15 protein-coding genes and 1 tRNA gene are annotated in these 23,943 nt (G+C 40.5%); 3 read left to right on the top strand and 13 right to left on the bottom strand.

The annotated features are described in order from the left end of the window. Positions 1-349 precede the first annotated feature (349 nt). From ACFO6W_RS24305 to ACFO6W_RS24295, 3 genes are all read left to right on the top strand, one after another. The gene (locus ACFO6W_RS24305) at positions 350-1,984 is read left to right on the top strand and encodes a C69 family dipeptidase (protein ID WP_380001405.1); all 1,635 of its coding nucleotides are present in this window, start codon (positions 350-352) and stop codon (positions 1,982-1,984) included. A gap of 137 nt (positions 1,985-2,121) precedes the next feature. After that, on the top strand, positions 2,122-3,153 hold the full coding sequence (locus ACFO6W_RS24300) for an iron chelate uptake ABC transporter family permease subunit (protein WP_380001403.1): 1,032 nt from the start codon (positions 2,122-2,124) through the stop codon (positions 3,151-3,153). Between the two features lie 372 nt (positions 3,154-3,525). After that, positions 3,526-4,539 (top strand): ABC transporter ATP-binding protein, encoded by a 1,014-nt coding sequence (locus ACFO6W_RS24295; RefSeq protein WP_380001401.1) that lies wholly within the window; start codon positions 3,526-3,528, stop codon positions 4,537-4,539. A gap of 8 nt (positions 4,540-4,547) precedes the next feature. Here the strand turns inward: ACFO6W_RS24295 and rodA are convergent, their stop codons facing one another. The 13 genes from rodA to ACFO6W_RS24230 all read right to left on the bottom strand — a co-directional run bounded on the left by rodA (position 4,548) and on the right by ACFO6W_RS24230 (position 23,880). Continuing rightward, positions 4,548-6,005: a rod shape-determining protein RodA gene (gene rodA, locus ACFO6W_RS24290; protein ID WP_380001399.1), complete on the bottom strand. Its 1,458-nt coding sequence runs from the start codon at positions 6,003-6,005 to the stop codon at positions 4,548-4,550. A 27-nt stretch (positions 6,006-6,032) separates the two neighbouring features. After that, positions 6,033-8,000, bottom strand: coding sequence for a penicillin-binding protein 2 (mrdA, locus tag ACFO6W_RS24285; protein WP_380001397.1), 1,968 nt, complete (start codon positions 7,998-8,000; stop codon positions 6,033-6,035). Further along, entirely contained in the window at positions 7,982-8,509 is a 528-nt protein-coding gene (mreD, locus tag ACFO6W_RS24280) for a rod shape-determining protein MreD (protein ID WP_380001395.1), read from the bottom strand. The genes mrdA and mreD overlap by 19 nt, the downstream gene beginning before the upstream one ends. After that, on the bottom strand, positions 8,496-9,359 hold the full coding sequence (mreC, locus tag ACFO6W_RS24275) for a rod shape-determining protein MreC (protein ID WP_380001393.1): 864 nt from the start codon (positions 9,357-9,359) through the stop codon (positions 8,496-8,498). Before mreC ends, mreD begins: the two co-directional genes overlap by 14 nt. Positions 9,360-9,415: 56 nt before the next feature. Further along, positions 9,416-10,441, bottom strand: a complete 1,026-nt coding sequence (locus ACFO6W_RS24270) for a rod shape-determining protein (RefSeq protein WP_006798177.1) — start codon at positions 10,439-10,441, stop codon at positions 9,416-9,418. Between the two features lie 40 nt (positions 10,442-10,481). Then, positions 10,482-12,005: a bifunctional phosphoribosylaminoimidazolecarboxamide formyltransferase/IMP cyclohydrolase gene (purH, locus tag ACFO6W_RS24265; RefSeq protein ID WP_380001391.1), complete on the bottom strand. Its 1,524-nt coding sequence runs from the start codon at positions 12,003-12,005 to the stop codon at positions 10,482-10,484. A 278-nt stretch (positions 12,006-12,283) separates the two neighbouring features. Then, complete coding sequence (locus ACFO6W_RS24260) at positions 12,284-13,222, bottom strand: cation diffusion facilitator family transporter (protein WP_380001389.1); 939 nt, start codon at positions 13,220-13,222, stop codon at positions 12,284-12,286. Positions 13,223-13,429: 207 nt separating this feature from the next. Then, entirely contained in the window at positions 13,430-15,340 is a 1,911-nt protein-coding gene (rho, locus tag ACFO6W_RS24255; protein WP_380001387.1) for a transcription termination factor Rho, read from the bottom strand. A 165-nt stretch (positions 15,341-15,505) separates the two neighbouring features. Next, positions 15,506-15,579 (bottom strand) — tRNA-Cys (locus tag ACFO6W_RS24250). A 243-nt stretch (positions 15,580-15,822) separates the two neighbouring features. Further along, positions 15,823-16,224 (bottom strand): septal ring lytic transglycosylase RlpA family protein, encoded by a 402-nt coding sequence (locus tag ACFO6W_RS24245; RefSeq protein WP_380001385.1) that lies wholly within the window; start codon positions 16,222-16,224, stop codon positions 15,823-15,825. 19 nt (positions 16,225-16,243) lie between these two features. Further along, positions 16,244-19,201: a PEP/pyruvate-binding domain-containing protein gene (locus ACFO6W_RS24240; protein ID WP_380001383.1), complete on the bottom strand. Its 2,958-nt coding sequence runs from the start codon at positions 19,199-19,201 to the stop codon at positions 16,244-16,246. Between the two features lie 271 nt (positions 19,202-19,472). After that, on the bottom strand, positions 19,473-20,996 hold the full coding sequence (locus ACFO6W_RS24235) for a hypothetical protein (protein WP_380001381.1): 1,524 nt from the start codon (positions 20,994-20,996) through the stop codon (positions 19,473-19,475). 49 nt (positions 20,997-21,045) lie between these two features. Then, positions 21,046-23,880 carry a TonB-dependent receptor gene (locus ACFO6W_RS24230; protein WP_380001379.1) on the bottom strand — a complete coding sequence of 945 codons (2,835 nt, stop codon included), beginning with the start codon at positions 23,878-23,880 and terminating at the stop codon, positions 21,046-21,048. Between the last annotated feature and the right edge of the window lie 63 nt (positions 23,881-23,943).

The following is a 23,943-nucleotide window of genomic DNA, read 5'->3' as shown; positions in this document are numbered from 1 at the left end:
AACCCCTAAATACCATTATATCCCCTACTCTATTAATTTTTATATTAAATTATAGCTTCAAATATTTATATTAATATACTGGAATATAATGTATTATTATTATTTTAATATATTATTTTAACTATATACATCTGTGTATTTCAGCCAGAATTACAAATGTATAAGAGTCGATATGTTTCAATACAATTTTAGCTATTTACATTTGGATATTGCACAACATATTCTTGAATATTATAACTTGTATACTTATGTAAATTTCAGTTGCAATACTTTTGTATATTTATTCATATGCCTTCCTTATATATAAATAATAAAGTTTATCTTTACACCATTAAAAAAAATTAGAACTATGAAGAAGATATTTTTATTTACTTTCTTTTGTTTAGTCTCCCAGATTCACGTATTTGCCTGCACAAATTTTTTAGTCGGCAAAAAAGCGTCTCTCGACGGCTCAACTATTATCAGTTATTCTGCCGATTCTTACGCTTTATTCGGTGAACTCTACCATTGGCCTGCCAAAAAATGGGCTAAAGGTGATATGCTGAAAGTGTATGAATGGGATACCGGAAGATATATGGGTGAGATAGCCCAGGCCGCCCAGAACTATAATGTGGTGGGAAATATGAATGAGCATCAGGTGACTATCGGTGAAACAACGTTCGGCGGACGTGAAGAACTGGCCGATCCGGATGGAATAATGGATTACGGCAGCCTTATATATATAACTCTGCAAAGAGCAAAGAATGCGCGGGAAGCGATAAAAGTGATGACAGAACTGGTAACCGAATATGGCTATTATAGCGGTGGTGAATCTTTTTCTATCGGCGACCCCAACGAAATCTGGGTACTGGAGATGATAGGTAAAGGTAAAGGAAACAAAGGCGCTGTTTGGGTAGCTGTACGTATTCCTGACGATTGTATATCCGCTCATGCCAATCAGGCCCGTATACAACAATTTCCGCTCAACGACCCGGAGAATTGCATCTATTCGAAAGACGTAATTTCTTTTGCTAAGGAAAAAGGCTATTATACAGGTAAGGATGCTGATTTTAGCTTCGCGAAGGCTTATAATCCACTTGATTTTGGCGGACAACGTTTCTGTGAAGCCCGTGTATGGACTTTCTTCAACCGCTATAATAAAGATATGGCAAAATTTGTGACTTATGCCCAAGGTAAGACGCAAGAACCAATGCCCCTATACATTAAACCCGACAGAAAGTTATCAATAGCCGATATACAGGAAATGATGCGCGACCATTATGAAGGTACCGAACTGGACTGGAGCAATGATATAGGCGCAGGTCCGTTCAAATCTCCATATCGCTGGGCTCCTCTGACCTGGGAATCGGATTCGGTCCAGTATTGTAATGAGCGTCCTGTGGCTACCCAGCAAACCGGATTTGTATTTACATCGCAAATGCGCTCCTGGTTGCCTGATCCAATAGGCGGTATTCTTTGGTTTGGTACAGACGATGCCGACCAGACAGTTTTCACCCCGATGTATTGTTCTATTACCGAAATTCCGGAATGTTACCGTGAAGGGAACGGAGATTTATATACTTTTTCATGGACATCCAGTTTCTGGATTCAGAACTGGGTATCGAACATGGTGTATAATAAATATAGCTATATGCATCCGGATCTGGAAAAGGTACAAAAGGAACTGGAAAGTAAATTCTTTGCCGAACAGGACAAAACTGAGAAAGAAGCTATTGCATTATATGAAAAATCGCCGGCACAAGCTGTTCAGTTCCTTACTAAATATAGTGGAGAACAAGCACAGTATGCATTTGACAAATGGAAGAAGCTGGGCGAGTTCCTTGTTATTAAATATATGGACGGCGTAGTACGCAAGGAAAAAGACGGAGAGTTTATCCGTAACGAACACGGAAAACCGTCTTCACCGCAACGCGTAGGTTACCCGAAAGAATTTTACCGGCAGGTGGTGAAAGAAACCGGAGATAAATATAAAGTATTGTATTAAACATAATAAATAGAAAATTTTGCCATAGGCTCTGCTTCGTTCTGTCGAACGTTATATCTGAACGGAGTGAAGAATTCCGTAAATTTACACCCGATTCTTCACTCCGTTCGGAATGGCAAAAGAACTTAAGAAAATTAATGTCTAAAAGTCTCATATATAGCCTCCTGTTTACAATAAGTATTCCCGTTTTGTTTACCGCAAATCTGTTTCTGGGCTCTGTATCCATTCCGGCTCACGCTATCTTCGATATATTGGCAGGAAATGAAGTTGAGAAGCAGGCTTGGGAATATATCGTATTACAGTCGCGGTTACCACAGGCCATCACGGCACTATTTACCGGAGGGGGCATAGCCGTATCGGGATTGCTGTTGCAGACAGCTTTTCGTAATCCTTTGGCCGATGCCGGGATCTTGGGTATAAGTTCGGGGGCAAATCTGGGTGTGGCTCTTGTTATTTTACTGATAGGGAATACGATAGGTTCAGTGGGTGGTTTCGATTTTTCCTATTCGATGAGTATCGTATTCGGTGCGTTTCTCGGGGCAGCTCTCATTCTTGCCATTATTATGGGTTTTGCATCTGTTATTCGCAACAATGTTATGTTGCTGATAATCGGTATTATGGTTGGTTATCTCACATCTTCCATAATTTCCATCCTTAAATTCTGGAGCACGAGCGAAGACGCTTATTCGTTTATGATTTGGGGCATGGGAGATTTTTCGGGCGTATCCACCGAGCAGCTACCATTTTATTGCATAGTGGTAAGTGCCGGCCTGTTATTGTCCGTTTTATTGATTAAACCGTTGAATGCTCTGCTCTTAGGAGAACGGTATGCTACCAATCTGGGTGTGAATATAAAATTGATCCGTTTCCTTTTGCTATTATGCGCGGGCCTTTTGACGGCAATAACCTGTGCTTTTTGCGGGCCTATTGCATTTATCGGTTTGGCAGTTCCGCACATCGCCCGTTTGCTGCTGGGAACATCCAATCATAAGTCGCTGTTACCTTTTACTATTCTGATAGGTTCGGTAATGGCTCTTATATGCAACCTGATAAGTGTGCTTCCGGGTGCTTCGGGTTCATTGCCCCTAAATGCGATAACTCCTATATTCGGAGCCCCGGTTATTATATATGTGATTTTGAACCAGAAAAAGATACAATATTTCAATTGATTTATCTATATAAAGTAAAATGCAGAAAGTAATGAGTAAAAAGTAATATTACTAAAAACAGAGAAAAGTTGTATACTTTGTTACCTTTTAACTATATAGGATTAATATAGGTTAATTTAATACATGTTTTTAGCGATATATTGTTAAAATTGAAATAGAAAGAATTTAAATGATTATTACTTTTGTTACTTTTTTTAATGTTACAAGTTTTGTCGTCTCGCACCATTGCCTCGCCTTCGCTTCGGCGATTGTTAATTGGCACAGCGGCAAATCTACTAATTGAGATATTAGTTTTCCTGTTACTTCTGTTACTTTTTAACTATATATAGTTAAAATATGTAACATTGTTTTACAGGGAGTATATAACCAAATATGAATAGAAAAGCGATAATATCTGCAAGAAATATAAGTATAGGCTATGCAAAAACAAAGCATAGGGACAAGACAGCTTTGTACGAAGATTTGTCCTTCGACTTGTATCAGGGAGAACTTGTGTGCCTGATCGGCGCTAATGGAGCAGGTAAATCCACTTTATTGCGGACCATCAGTGCTTCACAACCAAGTTTGCGGGGCAAAGTGCATTATGAAAATAAGGATGTAAACTTATATTCAGAAAAGGAATTCTCCCGGCTATTGGGCTTGGTGCTGACCGATAAGACTTCGGTGGGAGGATTGTTAGTCAGGGAATTAGTTGAATTGGGACGTTACCCATACACCGGATTTTTCGGGCAACTGGCAAAAGAAGATAAAGAAATAGTGCAAAAGGCAATGGAGGATGTCTGCATCGTACATAAAGCGGAGGTATATGTCGCTGAACTGTCGGATGGAGAACGGCAAAAGGTCATGATAGCCAAAGCGTTGGCGCAACAATGTCCGGTTGTATTATTGGATGAGCCTACCGCATTTCTTGATATCGAGAGCCGCATAGAAGTAATGAATCTCCTTCACAACCTGACTATGAATCAGGGTAAAACAATATTGCTCTCTACACACGATATAGATCTGGCTTTGCTCCTCGCCGACCGTTTATGGCTATTGTCGCGGGAAAAAGGATTGACTGGCGGAGTAACAGAAGATATTGTATTATCCGGTACAATGGACAACTTCTTTAAGGGCGATAATATTCTTTTTGATAAGAATTCAGGGAATTTTTTACCGAACAGGGAAAGCCGCAGAAAGGTATATTTGCAGGCAGAGGGATATTTATATCACTGGACCAAAAATATGCTGGAAAGACATGGCTTTGGAGTGGTTGAAGAAGAGAAGGATACCTTGTTCTCGGTAATAGTAGAATCTGCTGTTTCTATCCGGATAGTAAAAAAAGATGAAATTGTAGATAAGTTAGCTAATTATGAACAACTGTCAGATTATCTGTCCGGTATATAGTACTTTATCTATCGTCTTTTCCTTGCCATATCAATGCGCAGGAAGATGAATAAAAGGATAGTAAATCCCCACAGGGAAGAGCCTCCATAGCTGAAGAATGGCAGGGGAATACCAATTACGGGAGTTAGTCCTATAACCATTCCGATATTGATTGCCAGATGGAAAAGGAAGATGCAGGCTACGCAATAGCCATAAACACGGCCAAATATATTCTTTTGTCTTTCAGCCAGATATATCAATCTGGTAATCAGGGCCAAGAATAAGAGTAAGACAAGTACAGAACCGACGAAACCTTGTTCTTCTCCTACTGTACAGAAAATGAAGTCGGTATCTTGTTCAGGGACATATTTGAGTTTGGTCTGTGTGCCGTTCAGGTATCCTTTACCCAAAATACCTCCCGAACCGATCGCGATCTTTGACTGATTGACATTGTATCCTGCACCCATCAGGTCCTCTTCCATGCCTAGCGTAACTTTGATACGCATCTGCTGGTGAGGCTGCATTATGTCGGTAAACAGGTAGTCGACCGAACTAACAAATAATAGGCTGCCCAATGCGAATACAGCTGTAAGCATATAGACTTTCGACCAATGCTTTTTGGCTAGATACAGCAAATAACCGACTAAAATAGCCAGAGCCACAAGAGCTACTATGCCAAAATCGATAGGTACATCGATTAACGTGAGTAGGTATGCGATGCCGAATATAACCACTGCTCCGAGAAATATATTTCGCGCGGTTATACCATCCTTACGGTAACTGATAACAAGTATGGCGCTGACAAGGATAACCAATATAATGGATATAAACTCTCCTGTTGAAATGATACCTATATCTGTCTCCGAATATTTGAGCCCTACAACAAAGAGCACAACTGCGGATAAGCCCAGAAAGAGAATAATCCCCGGCAACCCCTCTCTATACAGCATTAGTATAAAGACTGTATATACGAGAGCCGATCCTGTTTCCTTTTGTAGCATAATCAATGCCATAGGCACTAAAATCATCACAGCTATTATAGACAGGTTCTGCGCCGTAAGTAACTTAAAGTTGTAAGAATTGAGAAATCTGGCCAAAGCCAGTGCTACAGCGAACTTGGCGAATTCGGCGGGTTGGATTTGTATCGAATTGGTTATCTTGAGCCACGACCGCGAGCCCCTGATATCTGTTGCTAAAAAGACCGTTGCCAGCAAGAGGAGTATGAAAGCAGCATATATATAATATGCGAGTATATCATAGAGATTGCTATCCAGTTTCAGGATGATGAAGCCGAGAATAACAGATGTTCCCATCCATATCAGCTGCATACCGGCCCGTCCGGATAAGTCGAACATACTGGTGGCATGCTCGTACTGATAGCTGGCTCCATATATGCTGAACCACCCGCCCAGTATCAATATCATATACAAGGCTATGGTAAACCAATCGAGGCTCTTCTTTATGTTTTCATCTTCTCTCTGATACATCTCAAGTATATGACCCTTATATGATTATCAATTATCACTTTCCAGTGTGAACGGTTTCACTTCATCTTTCTCTACATCATTGCTTACAACTGCAGGTTCTGAAAATTCCATGGTCCGTTTGTTAGTCCGGTTCCAGTTAAAGAATGTTTGTGGCAATATGGTTGTATTCGCAACCCGCTCCTCGATATACTTATCGCTGGCAGGCACTTCCCCTCTCAGATACTTTTGCATCATCAACCTTCCTACGGGAACTCCGAATGTTGCTCCGAATCCTGCATTTTCAACAATCACAAATATAGCTACTTTGGGGTTATCCTTAGGTGCAAATCCCATGAATATAGAATGGTCTTTCCCATGGGGGTTCTCGGCAGTACCTGTCTTACCGCAGACTTCAATGTCCGGCAACAGGTTTGCTCCACGGCATGTACCTCCTGTTACTGCACGGGCCATACCTTCCACTATAGATTGATAGTGTTCCTTCTTTATTCCGGTTTCCCGTTTATGAGTATAGATACTGTCGAGCGGAGTGTCCTGTATATTCTTCACTACATGAGGTACGATGTAATTACCTCTGTTTGCGATCGTTGCGGCCAGATTTGCAACCTGCAACGGAGTAGCAGTGACTTCTCCTTGCCCGATTGCTATAGATATGATAGTGGAAGCATTCCAACTATTCCTATAAGCTCTGTCGTAGAAATTGCTGTTAGGTATAAACCCTCTCTTTTCTGAAGGGAGGTCTACCCCCAGGCGATAGCCGAATCCCATATCTACCATATGGTCTTTCCATACTTCAAAGGCTTCCGGTGTGCTTTTGTACTTCTTTCTGTTGCTGAGCATAGCAGATAATCCATAACAGAAATATGAATTACAGGATGTTGCAATAGCCGGAATTAAAGCCAGCGGTGAACCATGAGGATGGCATTTTGGCCTGCCACCTAATGGCGGATATCCTCCGGCACAGGAGTACATCGTGTTCTCTGTGATAATATCTTCTTGCAGAAATACTAATCCCTGCGTGGTCTTGAATGTTGAGCCCGGAGGATACATACCTTGTATAGGTCTGTTCAACAAGGGCTTCAACGGATTATTCTCCAGTTCGACATAGTTCTTTTTGAAATTACGTCCGCCAAGCAACATAGACGGATCGTAGGAAGGAGATGTAACCATGCATAAGACTTCACCGGTTGATGGTTCGATCATTACAATACTGCCTACCTTGTTTTGCATCAGATACTCACCGTATGCCTGCAACTCTATGTCAATAGACAATGTTAAGTCTTTCCCCGAAATTGGTGCGATGTCATTCTTTCCGTTTTCGTATTTACCCTGTATGCGGCCGTGGGCATCCCGCAGCAGTATCTCAATGCCTTTTTCTCCTCTCAGATATTTTTCGTAAGATGATTCTATTCCGGATTTTCCTCCATAATCCCCTCTTACATAGTAGTTGTCGTTTTCCATCTGAGTTTTGCTTACTTCAGCTACATAGCCGAATAGTAAGCCTGCGTTAGGATAGTTATATTGCCTCAGTGTTCTCTTTTGTATAAAAAAGCCTGAGAACTTGTATAATTTCTCCTGAAGGATGCCGCTTTCCTGCGTGGTGAGTTGGGTCATAAAAGTCTGCTGGGTATATGAGGAGTATCCGGGATTCAATCTCCTGTCTTTTATATCAGTCAAACGTTTATCGAATTGTTCACGCGTAATACCTAGAGTCTTACATAAATCAAGGGTATCGAAAGGTTGTACTTCCCGGGGTATGTATACAAGGTCGTAAGTAGGCTGATTGTATACTAAGAGCTTATCGTTTCTGTCGGATATCTTTCCACGCGAAGGGTATAAAGTTCTGTTGAAGAATGCATTCCCATCGGCAGAACTTTTATATTCACTATTGACTATCTGCAGATTGAACAATTGGATTATATATATAAGCACTATGCTGCAGGCTATCCCGCCTAAAACATATTTTCGTTTAGTGAGGTCTAAGTTGATTTTTGCCATGAACTCTTTTGCTTTAACGAAAATCCTTCAAATGCAAAAATAAGGATAGTTGTGAGTACTGTTGATAGTAATATCCTTATTATAACAAGTTTTATATTGAAATAAGAAAATGACTCTATGGAGATTAGTCCTATATGATGTATAAGAGTCAAAAAGAATGCAAATTTCATATATGCTGTTCCCAGCAGCCTTAGTCCGGGCGTCTGTTCGTCATAGTCGTCTATCATAAAAAACAGTCCCTGCACAGGACGGCAAAGAAATCCGATAAGAGTAGTAGCTGCTGCATTCATCCCGGGTGTATTACAAAAAATATCGATAATGAACCCGAGTATGAATCCTAATAAGGTAGACAGGTTTCTACTGAACCCTACAGGCAACTTCAGTACAAAGTAGATATATGCAAAAGGTACAGCATAACTTAGAAAAGAAATCCTGTTAAGTACCAAAACCTGTAATAATACAAGCAGTACAAACATCAAAGCATATTTTATGACACTACTTTTTAACATTCTTGGTTTTAATCTTATTCTCCAGTTCTTTTATTTCCTCATTAGTATTGTTAATAAGAAGTACATTTTTGAGAGAGCCAAAGTCCGTGGATAATTTTACCTTCAAGCTATTGAAATTATCATCTGTCTCACTCTTGTATCCTTCTATTGTGCCAACCATTATACCTTCGGGAAAGAAGTCCGAGAAGCCGGTTGTTACAATCGTATCTCCTATCTGTACATTCTCATATTTAGGATATTCGGTAAGCATTGCGTAACGTGGGTCTCCCCCTTCCCAGATAAGGATTCCGGCAGCATTCGAGTTCAAAATTTTACAGCTAAAGCGGCTATGCGGATTCAACACGGGCTGTACTATACCGTAATTAGCACTGGCATCAATGACAACACCGACTATTCCTTGTTGAGAAACAACGCCCATATCGGGCCGCACACCATCTTTTTTACCTTTATTGATAATTATGTAGTTATCAACAAGAGAGATACTGTTCTTCTCTATCCGGGCAATAACAAAATGCGGCTCAACCCTTTGCCCTAACGAATCGCGCAAGAAAGCTTCTGTTTTCAACGAATCGGCTTCTATTGCAAATATATAGTCTTTCAGTTCGTTTATTTCGGCTTGCAATTCAGCACTTTTCTGCAAAAGTTGCTGATTCTCTGTTCTTAACCCAAAATAAGAGGAGATGCTCCCTGATATAGCATAAACCCTTCCCGTTATTTCATTGGAAGAGTTTAAGTATATACTTTTTTGGTATGAATTTCCGCTAAAAACGAAAGAGAAACAGATTATTTCAAGAATAATGAAAACAAACCATGAACTATTTTTTAATAAAAAGTTTATCAGGCTGCGCATAATCCGTTCTTATCTATTTAAAATCAATTAGGTATAAGATGTTAATCCTAAATATCTTATCGCATCAGGAAATTGAATTTCTCGATGTTTTTCAAGGCAATTCCTGTACCTTTAGCCACAGCATGAAGCGGATCTTCGGCAACATAAAATTGTATTCCGATCCGGTCAGAGAAGCGCTTGCTAAGTCCTCTTAACAAGGCACCGCCTCCTGTCAGGTAAATACCATTGCGAACAATATCGGCATATAATTCCGGAGGAGTTTGTTCTAATGCGCTCAAGATAGCCGAATCCATTTTGGATAAAGATTTATCGAGGCAATGAGCCATTTCCTGATACGATACAGGAATATCCATCGGTAATGATGTCATCCGGTTTGGTCCGTGTACGATAAAATCTTCCGGAACTTCTTCGTCCGGTAATTCGGTCAAAGCAGCGCCAACGGCTATTTTTATGTTTTCCGCTGTACGTTCTCCTACTTTAATATTGTGTTGACGTCCCATATATTCCTGGATATCTTCAGTCAGGTCATCCCCTGCGATTTTTATCGATTTATTAGAAACGATACCACCCAGGGAGATAACTGCGATTTCTGTTGTACCACCGCCTATATCTACTATCATGTTTCCTTCCGGAGCTTCTACGTCGATACCGATACCTAAAGCCGCAGCCATCGGCTCATAAATCATATACACATCGCGACCTCCGGCATGCTCTGCCGAGTCGCGGATAGCACGGGTTTCCACCTCGGTACTTCCCGAAGGGATACAAATGACAATGCGCAATGACGGAGAGAAAAGACGACTTTTATTATTAAACATCTTTATCAATCCGCGAATCATTTGTTCGGCAGCCGTAAAGTCTGCAATCACACCATCTTTCAATGGTCTTACAGTACGGATATCTTCATGGGTCTTACCATGCATCTGTCTGGCCTGTTCCCCTACAGCAATTACTTTTCCTGTTTTACGTTCCAGGGCTATTACTGAGGGCTGGTCTACAACAATTCTGCCATTATGTATTATGATAGTATTGGCCGTGCCAAGATCCATCGCTATTTCTTGCGTGAAAGAGAATAATCCCATATTCGAGCTTGTTTATTTTTGCTTACTAACCAGTTAATTATTAATGTTTAAAGTGGCGGATACCAGTCATTACCATTGAAATATTGTGTTCGTTGCAATATTCGACGGATAAATTGTCTTTCACCGACCCTCCGGGTTGCACCACAGCTGTGACACCTGCATTGCCGGCTATTTCCACACAGTCGGGAAACGGGAAGAAGGCATCCGAAGCCATAACAGAACCATCGAGATTAAAGCCAAAAGAATCGGCTTTTTCTATCGCCTGCTTCAATGCATCGACACGCGAAGTCTGGCCGGTACCTCCGGCACACAATTGTTTGTTTTTAACCAAAATGATAGCATTCGATTTTGTATGTTTCACCAGTTTATTGGCGAACAACAGATCCTCAAGTTCTGTACCCTGGAGTGGCCTGTTTGTTACCAATTTTAAATCGTCAGCCGTCTGTATGCTTAAATCTTTATCTTGTACCAATACTCCGTTCAACAGAGAGCGGAATTGTTTACTTTCCGTCAGTTCTTGTTTTTGCACTAAGATAATACGATTTTTCTTTTGTTCCAAAATTTCAAGTGCATCCTTATCATATTCGGGCGCAATTACTATTTCAAAGAAGATATTGTTGATCTCCTCTGCTGCCGATTTATCGATTTTCCGGTTGCTGACAATGATACCGCCAAAGGCCGAGACAGGATCTCCGGCCAAAGCATCTTTCCATGCTTCAGCTACGGAAGCGCGCGACGCTATACCACAGGCATTATTATGCTTCAATATTGCGACGGTTGTTTCGTCGAATTCGCTGATAAGGCTTACTGCAGATTCTATATCCAGCAAATTGTTATATGATATTTCACGGCCGTGCAATTGATCGAACATAGCATTGAAATCACCATAGAATGTACCTTTCTGATGCGGGTTTTCTCCATAGCGAAGATGCATGGCGTCGTCTTCGGCATAACGGAATGCTGTTCCTTCATTATTATCCATATAATTAAATATGGCTGTATCATAAGATGAAGATACCGAGAAGGCTTCTTTAGCAAAGAATTTACGGTCTGCGATATCCGATTTTCCCGACTTTTCTTCCAGCAGGTTAATCAACGGCTGGTATTGTTGCTTTGATGCAATGATAATTACATCTTTGAAGTTCTTTGCTGCAGCACGTATAAGAGAAATGCCGCCTATATCTATTTTTTCTATAATATCTTGTTCTCCGGCACCTGAAGCGACTGTGTCTTCGAAAGGATACAAATCTACGATAACCAGGTCTATTTCATGTATATCGTATGCTTTTATCTGCTTCATATCTTCGGGCAGTTCCCTGCGGCACAGGATGCCACCAAAGATTTTCGGATGTAATGTTTTTACCCGTCCGCCCAAGATAGAGGGATAACCTGTTGTATCTTCCACGGCATCGCATGGCAAGCCTAACGATTCAATGAAACTCTTCGTTCCCCCTGTAGAAATGAAACGAACACCTAAACTATCTAATTTCTTTAAGATCTCATCCAATCCATCCTTATGATAAACTGAAACTAACGCTGTTTTTATTTTTTTCTCTGAAGACATGATGTGTTAATTATCCGACTTTTTCAGGGGAACAAAGTTATAAAAACTATTGTTATTACAGGCCGTTTTTAATATAATTTTTCAGGAATATGTCAGTCAGAAAAAAATAGTATAAAATCGCATTAATATTTACATATTTTTGTATATGGAAATCTATCTGAATGATGGTATCTGCCGGTATGGTCTGAAACGAAACAAACGAAACATATATCAGCCAAGATTACGATAGCCTCAAAATGTCTTTTGACAATATGACAGTATTGGCATCAGAATAGCGGTCAATTGCAGGATTCTTCGCACAGGCACAATTCACGGCCTTCGGTCTGTATTGTTACATGCCTGATGCCAAACTGCTTGCCGATCGACCGTTTTGCATTTTCCAAGATAAGGTCCCGATCGGCTCCAGGGCTTACTTTCAGATGTACAGTCATTACGGAGAAATCGGAGGTAATCATCCATATATGCAGATCATGGACGCCCTCTACCCCATCTAGCGATTTCAGAACCTTTATCACCTCTTGAGAATCAATACCGGAAGGCTTGGCTTCCATCAATATGTTCACTGATTCCCTGAGTACGTTCCAACCGCTGTAAAGTACTAGTAATGAAACAATCATACTGGCTATAGGATCGGCTATATACCAGCCGAACAGCATAATAAGCACTGCGGCGATAATAGCTCCGACCGAACCGAGTAAATCGCCTATAACATGAAGAAACGCGCTGCGTACATTCAGGTTTTCTTCAGGAGAACCCTGCGAATGCAGTATCCATGCTACAATAATATTGATAACCAGCCCTATCGTGGATATTATCATCATTCCTTTACCTATTACATGAGGTGGGGACGACAGACGTTCTATCGCCTCTTTACATATAAAAACAGCTAATAAGACCAATACGATCCCGTTTAATAATGCAGCAAGAATTTCGAAACGTTTATAGCCATATGTTTTGGACGGAGTGGCAGCTCTCGCACCGAAGATCAGTGCGCTTAGGCTTAGTCCGAGTGCCACGGCATCACTTAACATGTGTCCTGCATCGGAGATTAATGCCAGGCTGTTTGTCATATAGCCTCCGATAAATTCGATAAACATAAATCCGGTAATCAGGATAAAACTGATGGTCAATGCTTTTTTGTTTGCATTGTGACTGTGACTGTGTCCTCCGTGTGAATGCCCGTGATCGTGGTCATCGTGGCTATGGTTGTGCTTCATAAAACCGTTTAATTAAAAAGTGATAAAAAATAGGTATGAACATTCCTTTCTACGGCCTATCTATGTAAACATCCGGTAATGATAACTTGTTTTAGTTATCTGACATATAGATAAAATTGCCCTTTGTTTATTTATAAAAGAAAAAGCAAGGGTAAAGTTAAACCTTTTTCCCTTGCTTTCAGTATTTAATGTTATAAATATCTTCTGTCAGTCGTTCATTGAAATGAGGAATTCTTCATTGTTTACTGTCTTTCTCAATCTATTTTCGAGGAATTGCATTGCTTCTACCGAATTCATATCCGATAAGAAATTGCGCAATACCCACATACGGCTGAGTGTATCGTTGCTAAGCAGCAGGTCGTCGCGACGTGTACTGGATGCAATGATATCCACAGCAGGGAAGATACGTTTGTTGGACAGTTTACGGTCGAGTTGAAGTTCCATATTACCTGTACCTTTGAATTCTTCGAAGATAACATCATCCATCTTGGAACCTGTTTCGGTAAGTGCTGTAGCTATGATAGTGAGTGAACCCCCATTTTCTATATTACGGGCAGCACCGAAGAAGCGTTTCGGTTTATGCAGGGCGTTAGCATCCACACCTCCTGTCAGTACTTTACCCGATGCCGGTTGTACTGTATTATATGCACGCGCCAGGCGGGTAATGGAGTCGAGCAGGATAACAACGTCATGACCGCATTCTACCATACGTTTAGCCTTATTGAGCACTATTTCGGCAATTTTCACGTGGCGATCTGCCGGTTCGTCGAATGTAGAAGCAATTACTTCGGCGTTTACACTGCGTTCCATATCTGTTACCTCTTCCGGACGTTCATCAATAAGAAGCACTATCATGTATACTTCCGGATGGTTGTCGGCAATGGCATTCGCTATATCTTTCAATAATGTGGTTTTACCTGTTTTTGGCTGGGCAACAATAAGCCCGCGCTGCCCTTTTCCTATCGGTGAAAATAAATCCACGACACGACACGATAAGTTATCGTTGCGCCCTTTTGTCAACTTGAATTTTTCATCCGGGAAAAGTGGTTTCAGGTGATCGAACGGAACACGGTCACGAACCTCGTCCGGAGTGCGCCCGTTGATTCTGTCAACTTTTACCAGTGGAAAGAATTTTTCCGATTCTTTTGGCGGGCGGATAGGTCCTTCTACGATATCTCCGGTTTTTAACCCGAACAAACGGATTTGCGACTGGGAAATATATACGTCATCAGGTGATGACATGTAGTTGTAATCAGATGAACGCAAAAAGCCATAGCCTTCTTGCATGATTTCGAGTACGCCTATAGCATTTAGGATACCTTCGAAATCGAATTGCTTGTTGTCTTGTTGTTGGTTATTTTGCTTCTGATTATTATTGTTATGTTGTTGGTTCTGCTTTCCGGTGGGTTTTGCAGGAGTTTCCGGTACTACGATTTCAACAGGGGCTACTTCCGAATCCACTTCTAAAGGGGAAAGCAAAGGTAATCCCGGGATAGGCTCCTGTGGTTCTTCTTCTCTCACTTTGTTTGAACGGAAAACCAGTTGAGTCGGTTTTGCTGCCGGTTGTTGTGGTTTAACTTCAGCTTCGGGTTTATTCTCCTTTTCCTTAGGTTCTGCATTATTGTTTTTTTTAACAATAATTTCTTTTTGCGGAGCTTTTTCTGTAGCTGCGACAGGTGCCGGGATATCTTTTTTGTCTACTACAGGTGCTTTTACCGGTTCCGGTTTGACTTCTTTTTTTATCTCTTCCTGAGGTTTTGGCTTCGGAGCCTCCTCTTTTTTCGGTGGCTGAACTGCTGCCATTTTTTCCTTTCCCGGAGCAGGTGGTGTGCTTTGAGGTTTAGGGGGCTGATCCTGTTTTTTTGCTTGGTTCTGGGCTTTTTGTTTTCCTTTTGCAGCAGCTTGCGATTTTTTCTGCTGTTGTTCTATTCTATCTTCACTTTGGTAGCTCTCCGAATTTTTATTTTTAGCTTCCATGATAGCTTGTTCATCTAATATTTTATAGATGAGCTCATCCTTCTTATAAGCATCGGGGCGCCTGATTCCAAGTTCTTTAGCGATAGTTCTTAGTTCTATTGTGAGCTTTTCGTTGAGCTCAAGAATGTTATATATACGCATGTATATCTATATTAAATTATATTGATTTTGTATGTATTTCAAAAAATAATTAAGGAATGATCTTTTGGTAGTTTAAATACTATTATAATATTATTATGGATCTTATTTTTAGAAGATAATAACCCAAAATGATTAATTATCATAATGCCAAAAAGTTTGCTCTTTTGGAGGTTCCTGGCGGATTCGAACCGCCGTCAACGGTTTTGCAGACCGGTGCCTAACCACTCGGCCAAGGAACCATTTTCGGTTAGCGAATGCAAAGATATAACAATTTATTCAACAGGCAAGTTTTTATAAATTTTTTTATCCCGAAACCAAGGCTCTCTCCGGTTATAATATAGAACGCAAAAGATTATCAATTATTATCAGATCTCGTATTTACTTACTAGTTAGGATGATATGCAAATACTGATTTTATTCAAATGTTCACTGCAATTTAGTTGTTAATTTCAAATCTAATAAAAATAATTCAGATTCTCTCATTATTTTTGAAGCTTTAACGTATCGAACATATAAATTGTAAAAGGTAAGGGCAAATTATTTTTATATTCTGATACCATCACGTTAGCAACGCCCCGGCTTAATATATCCAGTTTTTTAGCAGCGGCATAAGATAAATCTATGATGAATTTTTTTCTGAAAGGCCCCCTGTCTATTACCCGTACAACAACTTCCCTGTCGTTATGAAGGTTTTTCACCGTTAGCATCGTTCCAAAAGGATATGTCTTATGGGCGCATACCATGCTATCCTTTCTGTATATCTCTCCACTGGCAGTTTTTCTGTTATTGAACTTTGTTCCGTAGAATGTTGCCTTTCCTGTATGCTGGGCATTAGCCACTAAAACGACAAAAAGCAAAAAGAGTCCGAATACCGTTTTCTTCATAAGGTTAATAATTACTTAGTTACTCCGGTTTTAACACAACACCGATTTTTTTCTTTCCGTTTATTTTTATTGTAACAGGATTAGAAAAACGGACATGGCGCAGATATCCTGTTTCATATACGGCCGGTTGACTGTTCAGGTATTCTTCATCAAACAGTCCGTCATTTTGTAAAAACGGATTGATGGAAAAATAGCCGACTCCAAAGGATGTCAGGTTTTGAAAAAAGTGCGTACCCTGACTTGGTTCTATCTTATAGTTATCCAGTGCAATCTCTACCAGGACACGTGCGTTACTTATCTGTGGCCAACGTACCGGTATTCCCAGCCAGGGATCGCTGCTCCCCCATCTTCCCGGGCCAATGAGCACATAGTTCTTATCATTATCCAGAAATTCTTTATTTATAGCATCTATCTCTATGGCAATCAATTGGTTATTGGCTGCACTGAAACTTTTGGTTTTCACATAAACTATGTCGTAAACATCGCTGGTTACACCATGTCCGAGGGCGCTGGTAGAATGGAGTATTTCCTGTTCGGGCTTTATTTGCGACAGGTCCTCACTTTGCAATTCGCGGTTCTGTACAATAGGACGTATCTGCAAAAGGTAGAAAGTACCTTCCCCTTTGTCTTTCAGGTCGGCGGCAAATTCTATTTCCACAGCCCGCCCCATTTCTTCCTGGCCTATTCTCAGCGTTTGTTTCAGTATTTCAGCCAAAGGAAAAACATTGTGTTGCAATATATTAACAAACGATAAGATTTTACGTCCTCCTTCATAGTAACCATCATAGATTACCTGGTCTACAGGATCGTATGTAGATGATATATATTTGATAGAGCCGTCTTTCTCGGCATCTTTCAGATTCAGTTTCAACAGGTTAAAGCCATCGTTCGTAGAAAACTCCTTTTCTGTATCTTTCATATCCAGCGCATAGAAGAAGCGTTGTGTATCCCTTAATGCGAAATCTACAGAACTTAATTGTATTATATTATGCGGATGGGCAGGTGAAAAGCGTAGGCTGACTCCGCCTTCGACAATATATTTGCCCAGCCCCAATACAATATTTGCAATGCCTTCTTCCGGTTTTTCATTGCCTACAGGATAAAAATTAAGCGAGCGGGCAACCCCCGATAATGTAGGATAGAAATGGTCTCCATAACGGCTTCCTACAGCTTCCTGTAATACAATTGCCATTTTTTCCTGATCAATCAGGTTTTGTGTGGCTACCATATATGTTTTGCTGTCTCTGTAAAATACGGATGCATAAACGGCTTTAATTGCTTTTCCTAAAAGACCCAGCATTTCGTATTTATCGGGCAGTAATGGTATCATGTATGTGGAATACACACCTGCAAAGGGTTGATAATGGGAGTCTTCCAATAAACTTGATGAGCGTACGGCTACCGGTGCTTTTACTACATCCAGAAATGCCATGAAGTCTTCAATCAGGCGGTCGGGCAACCCTGCTTTGAGGAAATAACGGAGGATCTCATCATCCGGCCTGTCCGATAAAGCTATGGGGTATAAGTCGTTTATTTCCATAAATTCGTCAAAAAGGTCGGTGGACATAACCACTGTACGGGGGATTCTCACTGCAATATTCTCATCATTGTTCAGTTCCGTGTGTTCTTTTACAATATTGTCCATGAATGCGATGCTACGCCCTTTCCCCCCTATAGAACCATCACCCATTCGCACAAAATTGGAGAACTCATCGAACCTGTCTTTATCAAATACGGCCACAATTCCCGAATTCTTGATACGCCTGTATTTTATTATCATATCATAGATAATCTGGCGGGCATCTTCTACATTGTCGAAGTCCGAAATATCTATTTTCTTGAGTCCTTCTGCCAGCGGGAACAGTGCACGGGAGTAGAAGAAGCGTGAAAAGTGATTGTGAGACATATGATATACCAGTGAATCGGTAGGTATATTAAATATGTTCTTCTGTAAGTCCTTCAGGTTACGGATGCGGAATATTTCTTCTTCTGTATCCGGATTTATAATTATAAAGTCGCCGAAACCAAAATTATTTACAACCTGTTTTCTTAAATCGCGGGGAAAGCTTTTCGAATTTTTATCGATAAAACTGCATCCTAATTCGTCGGCATATAATTTGTTGGATATTTCGGATGAAGTGAAAACGATTGGTTTGAAGCGGTCTCTGGTCTTTACCCATTTGGCAAAGTTATAGCCTGCAAGCTTATCCTTTGTGCCTTCGTGCATGTAACTCATATCGGTCACAATGCCAAGTATATTATCTTTATATTCGGTATATATCCCGACAGCTTCTTCATAAGTACGGGCAAGCATGATTTTCGGCCGGCCGCGCATACGCAGCATTTGCTGGTGTTCGTTCAGGGCTTCTTTCGAAAATTCTTTCGACTCTTCCATAACTATTTTGAACAAGGTTGGCAGTGCCGATGAGTAAAACCGTACCGAATCTTCGATAAGAAGGATAATCTGTACACCTACACTTTCCGTATCATGTTCGGCATTCATCGCGTCTTCTATCAGTTTTATGATGGCCAGTAGTAGATCGGGATTGCCGAGCCAGCTAAACACATAATCTACGCCGGACAGGTCTTCCTGCGACAGCCTCTTGGTCACTTCTCTGGAAAACGGGGTAAGAACAACAAACGGTATATCATTAAAATGTTCTTTTATATGTTTTGCCGTGGCAAACATATCGGTTTCATCCATATTCGGCATCTGGATAATAAGTTCGTAGTGATTCTCAATAAGTTCGGTCAGAGCCTCTTCTTCAGTAACTACTTGTGTAAAACGGGGTGGATAGTTCAGGTTAAGGGATGTATATTCATTGAATATCTGTTCATCGATACGCCCATCGTCTTCCAGAATAAATGAATCATACTTGGTCGCTATCAGCAAAACATTGTAGATTCGTTTATTCATCAGGTTTGCGAATGAAGTGTCTTTGATACGGAAATCTTTGATATCTGGTATTCGTTTCATAGAAAACAGTTACAGTTATTAATTACGAGTTGCCAGTCTGTCTTTAGTAAAATATTTTCCGGCATACTTTCGTTTATCAGGATGATATATAAGCAACAAATATAATGCAAAAAAAGAAGCCGGATATAAAATATGCTCAGCTTCTCTTATTCTTTTAATCTATATCTTTCAATATTCTAGACGAAATAAGTCTTTTTTTACTCCATATCAAATATAAAAAAGGGACGGTTACAAAGTATAACCGTCCCTTTCTATGAAAAATGAAATAATATCAATAAGTAGTGTTTTGAGGGTCAAAATTTGTCCATCCTTTCAGCCAGTTGTCATTATCAGAGTCGCTGGCGAAAGCTCCCGAATAATTTACTTTAGTAAAGAACGGATCGTTCAGCGTGGCATCTGTAAATGCGCCTAAGCCAAGAACCGGGCTTCCTGCAACAGGCCCATAGTTAGGATTAGCTTCTTTACTGTTAGGTTGTCTTAGCTTCAGGTCTGATATATTTGTCAGAGCTCTGTTATTGTTGGCAGTCAGGTTGAAGAATGTACTGGAGAATGAAGCCTTTGTAGCATCGGTAACATTCGTGCCGTCTGTAGATAACTGGTCTGTCCATCCATTAGCCTGCTTGTTGATATCGGAACCTGTGATTCCCATTCCGGCAAATACATTGTTTTGTAATTTAAGTATGCCGTCTGTAGCCCATTTTTGAGTAGTACCTTTCTGGTTGTCCAGTAATAGACCTACCGGATATCCTGTAGCAACAGAATTAAAGAGATTCAGGCGTGAATTGCGGCGAATTTGTATTGCTGCCTGAAATATGCCAAATCTCGATCCATTGTTAGGATTCAGTCCGTCACCTGCAATATACTGTGTGGTATTAGCGAAATCCGTAGCCTGTCCCATAGGGCCTATCAGAGTAACATTACTGAATACAGCTTTAGTATATGGTTCGTCAGTTGTACCGTTGGCGTTGTTATCAGATTCGAAACCATTTGATAATGACTGGTCGGCAATTTTAGGATTTCTTATTCCCAGAAGGAACTGTAATTTACCTGAATATCCATTGTCGGTATCGAAATCGTCATCCCATCCGTGGTATGCCACAAGGTATTTTGCATTTACTGTTCCGCCAAACCACTCAAAAGAATCGTCGTTACTATAAGACACCTGTACATGGTCTATCTGTGTACCGCGACCTACCGATCCCATTGTGAGACCGTTTATTTCCTGATCGGTGGCAAACGGAAAACCGGCATATTCTATTCTCACGTAACTGACGATACCTGAGTTATCATCGTCATTGTTACCACCATGAGGAGCTACAGGACCTCCTTCTATCGGCATTCCGGCAACAATATCAATGTTGTTTTTAGCCCTACCGCATAGGATAATACCTCCCCAGTCACCCGGTTTACGGCTTCCTTTTGCCTGATTTGATGTAAATACAATCGGTTCGGAGGCTGTTCCTTTAGCTATTAACTTACCTCCTTTTCTGGCTATCAGAGCAGCTTTAGTCTCTTTATCACCTTTTATGACTGTCCCCGGCTCTATTGTAAGAGTGGCTCCGTCTTCGATATATACCCAGCCTTTGAGTACGTAAGTTCCTTTCTTAATGGTATGGCTTTCTTTTATAACGAAACTTTGTTCTCCGTTACCGATTTCTGTTCCGTTATTAAACAGGATTTGTTCGGTCTCTTCTCCGCCATTTCCGCCCGTGTCATCATTACTATCCGAGCATGCCGGAAATAACGCTATACATGCAATAAAAAATGCGCTTTTAAATAAACTTAAAGTTTTCATAATCAATATTATTAATAAATGTTTTACTGTTTGATAACTATATGTATAATTAGAATGAGTATCTGGCTGTTAATGAAATATTTTGTCCGGTTTTATATTCCTTCGTTATTTGCTCTCTCTCCTGAGTATTACCATCCTTGTCTACAAATTTTGGAAACTGTGCATACTTTGCTTTTGCAGCCAGGATATCCTTTATTCCGGCATTCAGCTCGAAATGTTTACCCAGTTTTTTAGTCACGGTCAGGTCGAGTACATTGCGGGGCATTTCATACATATCAGGTATATCATTGTTGATAGAAGTGCCTGAAGAGGTGGATATACGGCCGATTCCCACAATACGTTTACCTATAATATTATAGAGCACTGTTGCGTTCAGTCCGAGGACTTCATTCTGATAGAATATACCCGCATTTATCAGGTAGGGGGATTGTCCCTGCATCGGACGGTCGTAATTTGCTCCCGAGTTTTCTTTAAATTTCACTTTACTTTTTATCAATGAGCCATTGAATGTCAGGGAAAAATCTTTCAGTCCCATAAAGTCCAGTTTCTTTTTTATATCTACTTCTATACCGTAATTATCTGCATTATCCGCATTTTTGAATGTATAGATATAGGTTCCTCCCCCGTCAAGGTAAGTCCATTCGATAGGGTCTTTAAAACGTTTGTAGAACAGGGCTACGGAGAATATTTCCGAAGACGAAGGATAAAACTCGTATCTGATATCAAAATTGTCGATATAAGCGGGTTTCAGATCCGGATTACCCGATACGAAACTGAACAGGTCGAAATCATAATATGAAGAAGATGATATTTCCCTGAATTCCTGCCTGTTGGTAGAGCGTCCGTAAGCCACGCGTACCAGATGGTCGTCTGTAAGATTATATGAAGCATTCAACGACGGGAATATATCTGTATATGAATAATCTGTTGTCTTCGATTTGTCCCCGGAGATGGTTGTATAGCTTTTCAGCGACATCTTATTGTGCTCCAGACGGGCACCGGTGTAAATATTGAACTTGCTGAACGGGATGTTGAAACCTACATATCCTGCTGCCTGTGTATTCGTACCCGAATAATCGTTAAGCCTGTCGGTATCGTCATAAGCGTATAATTTATCTGCGCCATAATTTTCCGGAATCAGTATTCCTGAAATGGCATCTCTGTAACCGAAATCATCGGGCAGGTTTTCAGGTATCCAGCGGTATTTAAAAAACCGTGTATTGTAATTCCTGTCTCTGTATTCGCCGTATACTCCAGCTTTTACAGAAGGTTTGAAGCCATTGTCGAACGAAAAATCATGTGTATAATTTGTCGATAAAGTATAGCTATATTCATTCAGTTTATTATAGTCCCGGGTTATATCGTTCTGGTCTATTTGGTATTCTTTGTAATGGGCATCTCCGGAATATCCGTTTTCTTCCCAGTTGATAATACGCCTGTCCGGCTGGTTCTTGTTGCTGTAGGAAAAACCTGTGACCCAGTCCAGATTGTCTTTATCGGTTAGGGTATGTTTTCCGGCTAATTGTCCCGAATAGGCCAGGCGGCTACTGTAGATATATTCGGCTTTGCGCTGCCCGTAAAATCCACTTGTGTTCTGATATCCTTCGCGGTCGGTATATCTGTTCTTCCCTATCTGATTTACTATATTCCTGAATTCGAAACGATGCTTGTCGTTCGGCATATATATAAGATTAGCCAAAGCCCCTACCCTTGCGTCATTATTATACTGATTGTCCTTGTATTTAAATGTAAAATATGGTTTGTCATTATCGGAATCATATACGCCGTATCTGGAGTTTTCCATATCTGTATATGTCTTGCTTGTATTGCTATAGTTCAATGCCGCGATAAGCCCCCACATACTATTATCCTGTCCGGTATATTTACGGTTGATAACGAAACCTAAACGTTGGTCGGGTAATGGATTTTTTGTCTTTACAGACCAATCGTTATTGAATCCGTTCTTTGCCAGGTTATTTACTTGCTCTGCATTAGCATTGTCGATTCGTCCTGAATTAAAGGCACTTGACAAACTTCTCATTCCGTCGTCAAAACCAAGAAAATCGGTTCCGCTGCCTTTGCTGTATTTGAAATCCTTAAACTGAGTCTGAGTATTGATGCCGAGACCATAATTTATCTGTATTGAATTTTCACTGGGAATTCCTTTAGTCTCCACCTTGATAAAACCTCCCGAGAAATCGGCGGGCAGTTCCGGTTGCGGTGATTTTACAATCATTATGTTTTCTATCTGTGAACTGGGGATGATATCGAATGAGAAAGCACGTGTGTCCGCTTCCGAACTGGGTATTGTACTGTTATTTACCCACACATTATTATATCTTTGGGATAATCCTCTGGCTACTACAAACTTATCGTCCATGATAGAAATTCCGGGGACACGTCTTATTACTTCCGATGCATCTCTGTCCTGACTTTTCGATATTTGCTGTGAGGACACTCCGTTTACAACCGCATTGGATTTCTTTATTGAACTCAGGAGAGATACTTCCGAGTTTATACGGCCTATTGCTACTACATATACTTCACCCAGGGCATGCTCCGATTCTTTCATGGGAATGTTTACTATAGTAGGTTCGCCTCTCTTCACTTCCACATCTGTGATTTCCATTGGCTGATAGGATAAATAAGATGTTACTATGGTATATTTCCCGGGGCCAACATTGAGTTCGTAGTCACCGTTTTCATTTGTTATAACTCCTATTGTGGAGTTTTTTACAGATATGGCTACTCCGGGTAAAGTTTCCTGTGTTTTTGCATCTTTTACCGATCCCTTTATTATTGTCTGTGCCGACAGAGTGTTTGCTGATAGTAATATAAATACCGCAAAAAAAGCTTTTAATAAATAGTTACGTTGTTTAAACATATTCCTAATTTCCTTGTATATATTTTCTTTGAATTTTACAATACAAAGCACTTGTATTTTTGT

The organism is Dysgonomonas termitidis (assembly GCF_042654545.1).
Classification (GTDB): Bacteria; Bacteroidota; Bacteroidia; order Bacteroidales; family Dysgonomonadaceae; genus Dysgonomonas; species Dysgonomonas termitidis.
This window is presented reverse-complemented; position numbering and strand designations above follow the sequence as displayed.

Coding starts and splice junctions, on each gene's coding strand:
- ACFO6W_RS24305 (WP_380001405.1), top strand. CDS start 350: ATGAAGAAGATATTTTTATTTACTTTCTTTTGTTTAGTCTCCCAGATT.
- ACFO6W_RS24300 (WP_380001403.1), top strand. CDS start 2,122: ATGTCTAAAAGTCTCATATATAGCCTCCTGTTTACAATAAGTATTCCC.
- ACFO6W_RS24295 (WP_380001401.1), top strand. CDS start 3,526: ATGAATAGAAAAGCGATAATATCTGCAAGAAATATAAGTATAGGCTAT.
- rodA (WP_380001399.1), bottom strand. CDS start 6,005: ATGTATCAGAGAGAAGATGAAAACATAAAGAAGAGCCTCGATTGGTTT.
- mrdA (WP_380001397.1), bottom strand. CDS start 8,000: ATGGCAAAAATCAACTTAGACCTCACTAAACGAAAATATGTTTTAGGC.
- mreD (WP_380001395.1), bottom strand. CDS start 8,509: ATGTTAAAAAGTAGTGTCATAAAATATGCTTTGATGTTTGTACTGCTT.
- mreC (WP_380001393.1), bottom strand. CDS start 9,359: ATGCGCAGCCTGATAAACTTTTTATTAAAAAATAGTTCATGGTTTGTT.
- ACFO6W_RS24270 (WP_006798177.1), bottom strand. CDS start 10,441: ATGGGATTATTCTCTTTCACGCAAGAAATAGCGATGGATCTTGGCACG.
- purH (WP_380001391.1), bottom strand. CDS start 12,005: ATGTCTTCAGAGAAAAAAATAAAAACAGCGTTAGTTTCAGTTTATCAT.
- ACFO6W_RS24260 (WP_380001389.1), bottom strand. CDS start 13,222: ATGAAGCACAACCATAGCCACGATGACCACGATCACGGGCATTCACAC.
- rho (WP_380001387.1), bottom strand. CDS start 15,340: ATGCGTATATATAACATTCTTGAGCTCAACGAAAAGCTCACAATAGAA.
- ACFO6W_RS24245 (WP_380001385.1), bottom strand. CDS start 16,224: ATGAAGAAAACGGTATTCGGACTCTTTTTGCTTTTTGTCGTTTTAGTG.
- ACFO6W_RS24240 (WP_380001383.1), bottom strand. CDS start 19,201: ATGAAACGAATACCAGATATCAAAGATTTCCGTATCAAAGACACTTCA.
- ACFO6W_RS24235 (WP_380001381.1), bottom strand. CDS start 20,996: ATGAAAACTTTAAGTTTATTTAAAAGCGCATTTTTTATTGCATGTATA.
- ACFO6W_RS24230 (WP_380001379.1), bottom strand. CDS start 23,880: ATGTTTAAACAACGTAACTATTTATTAAAAGCTTTTTTTGCGGTATTT.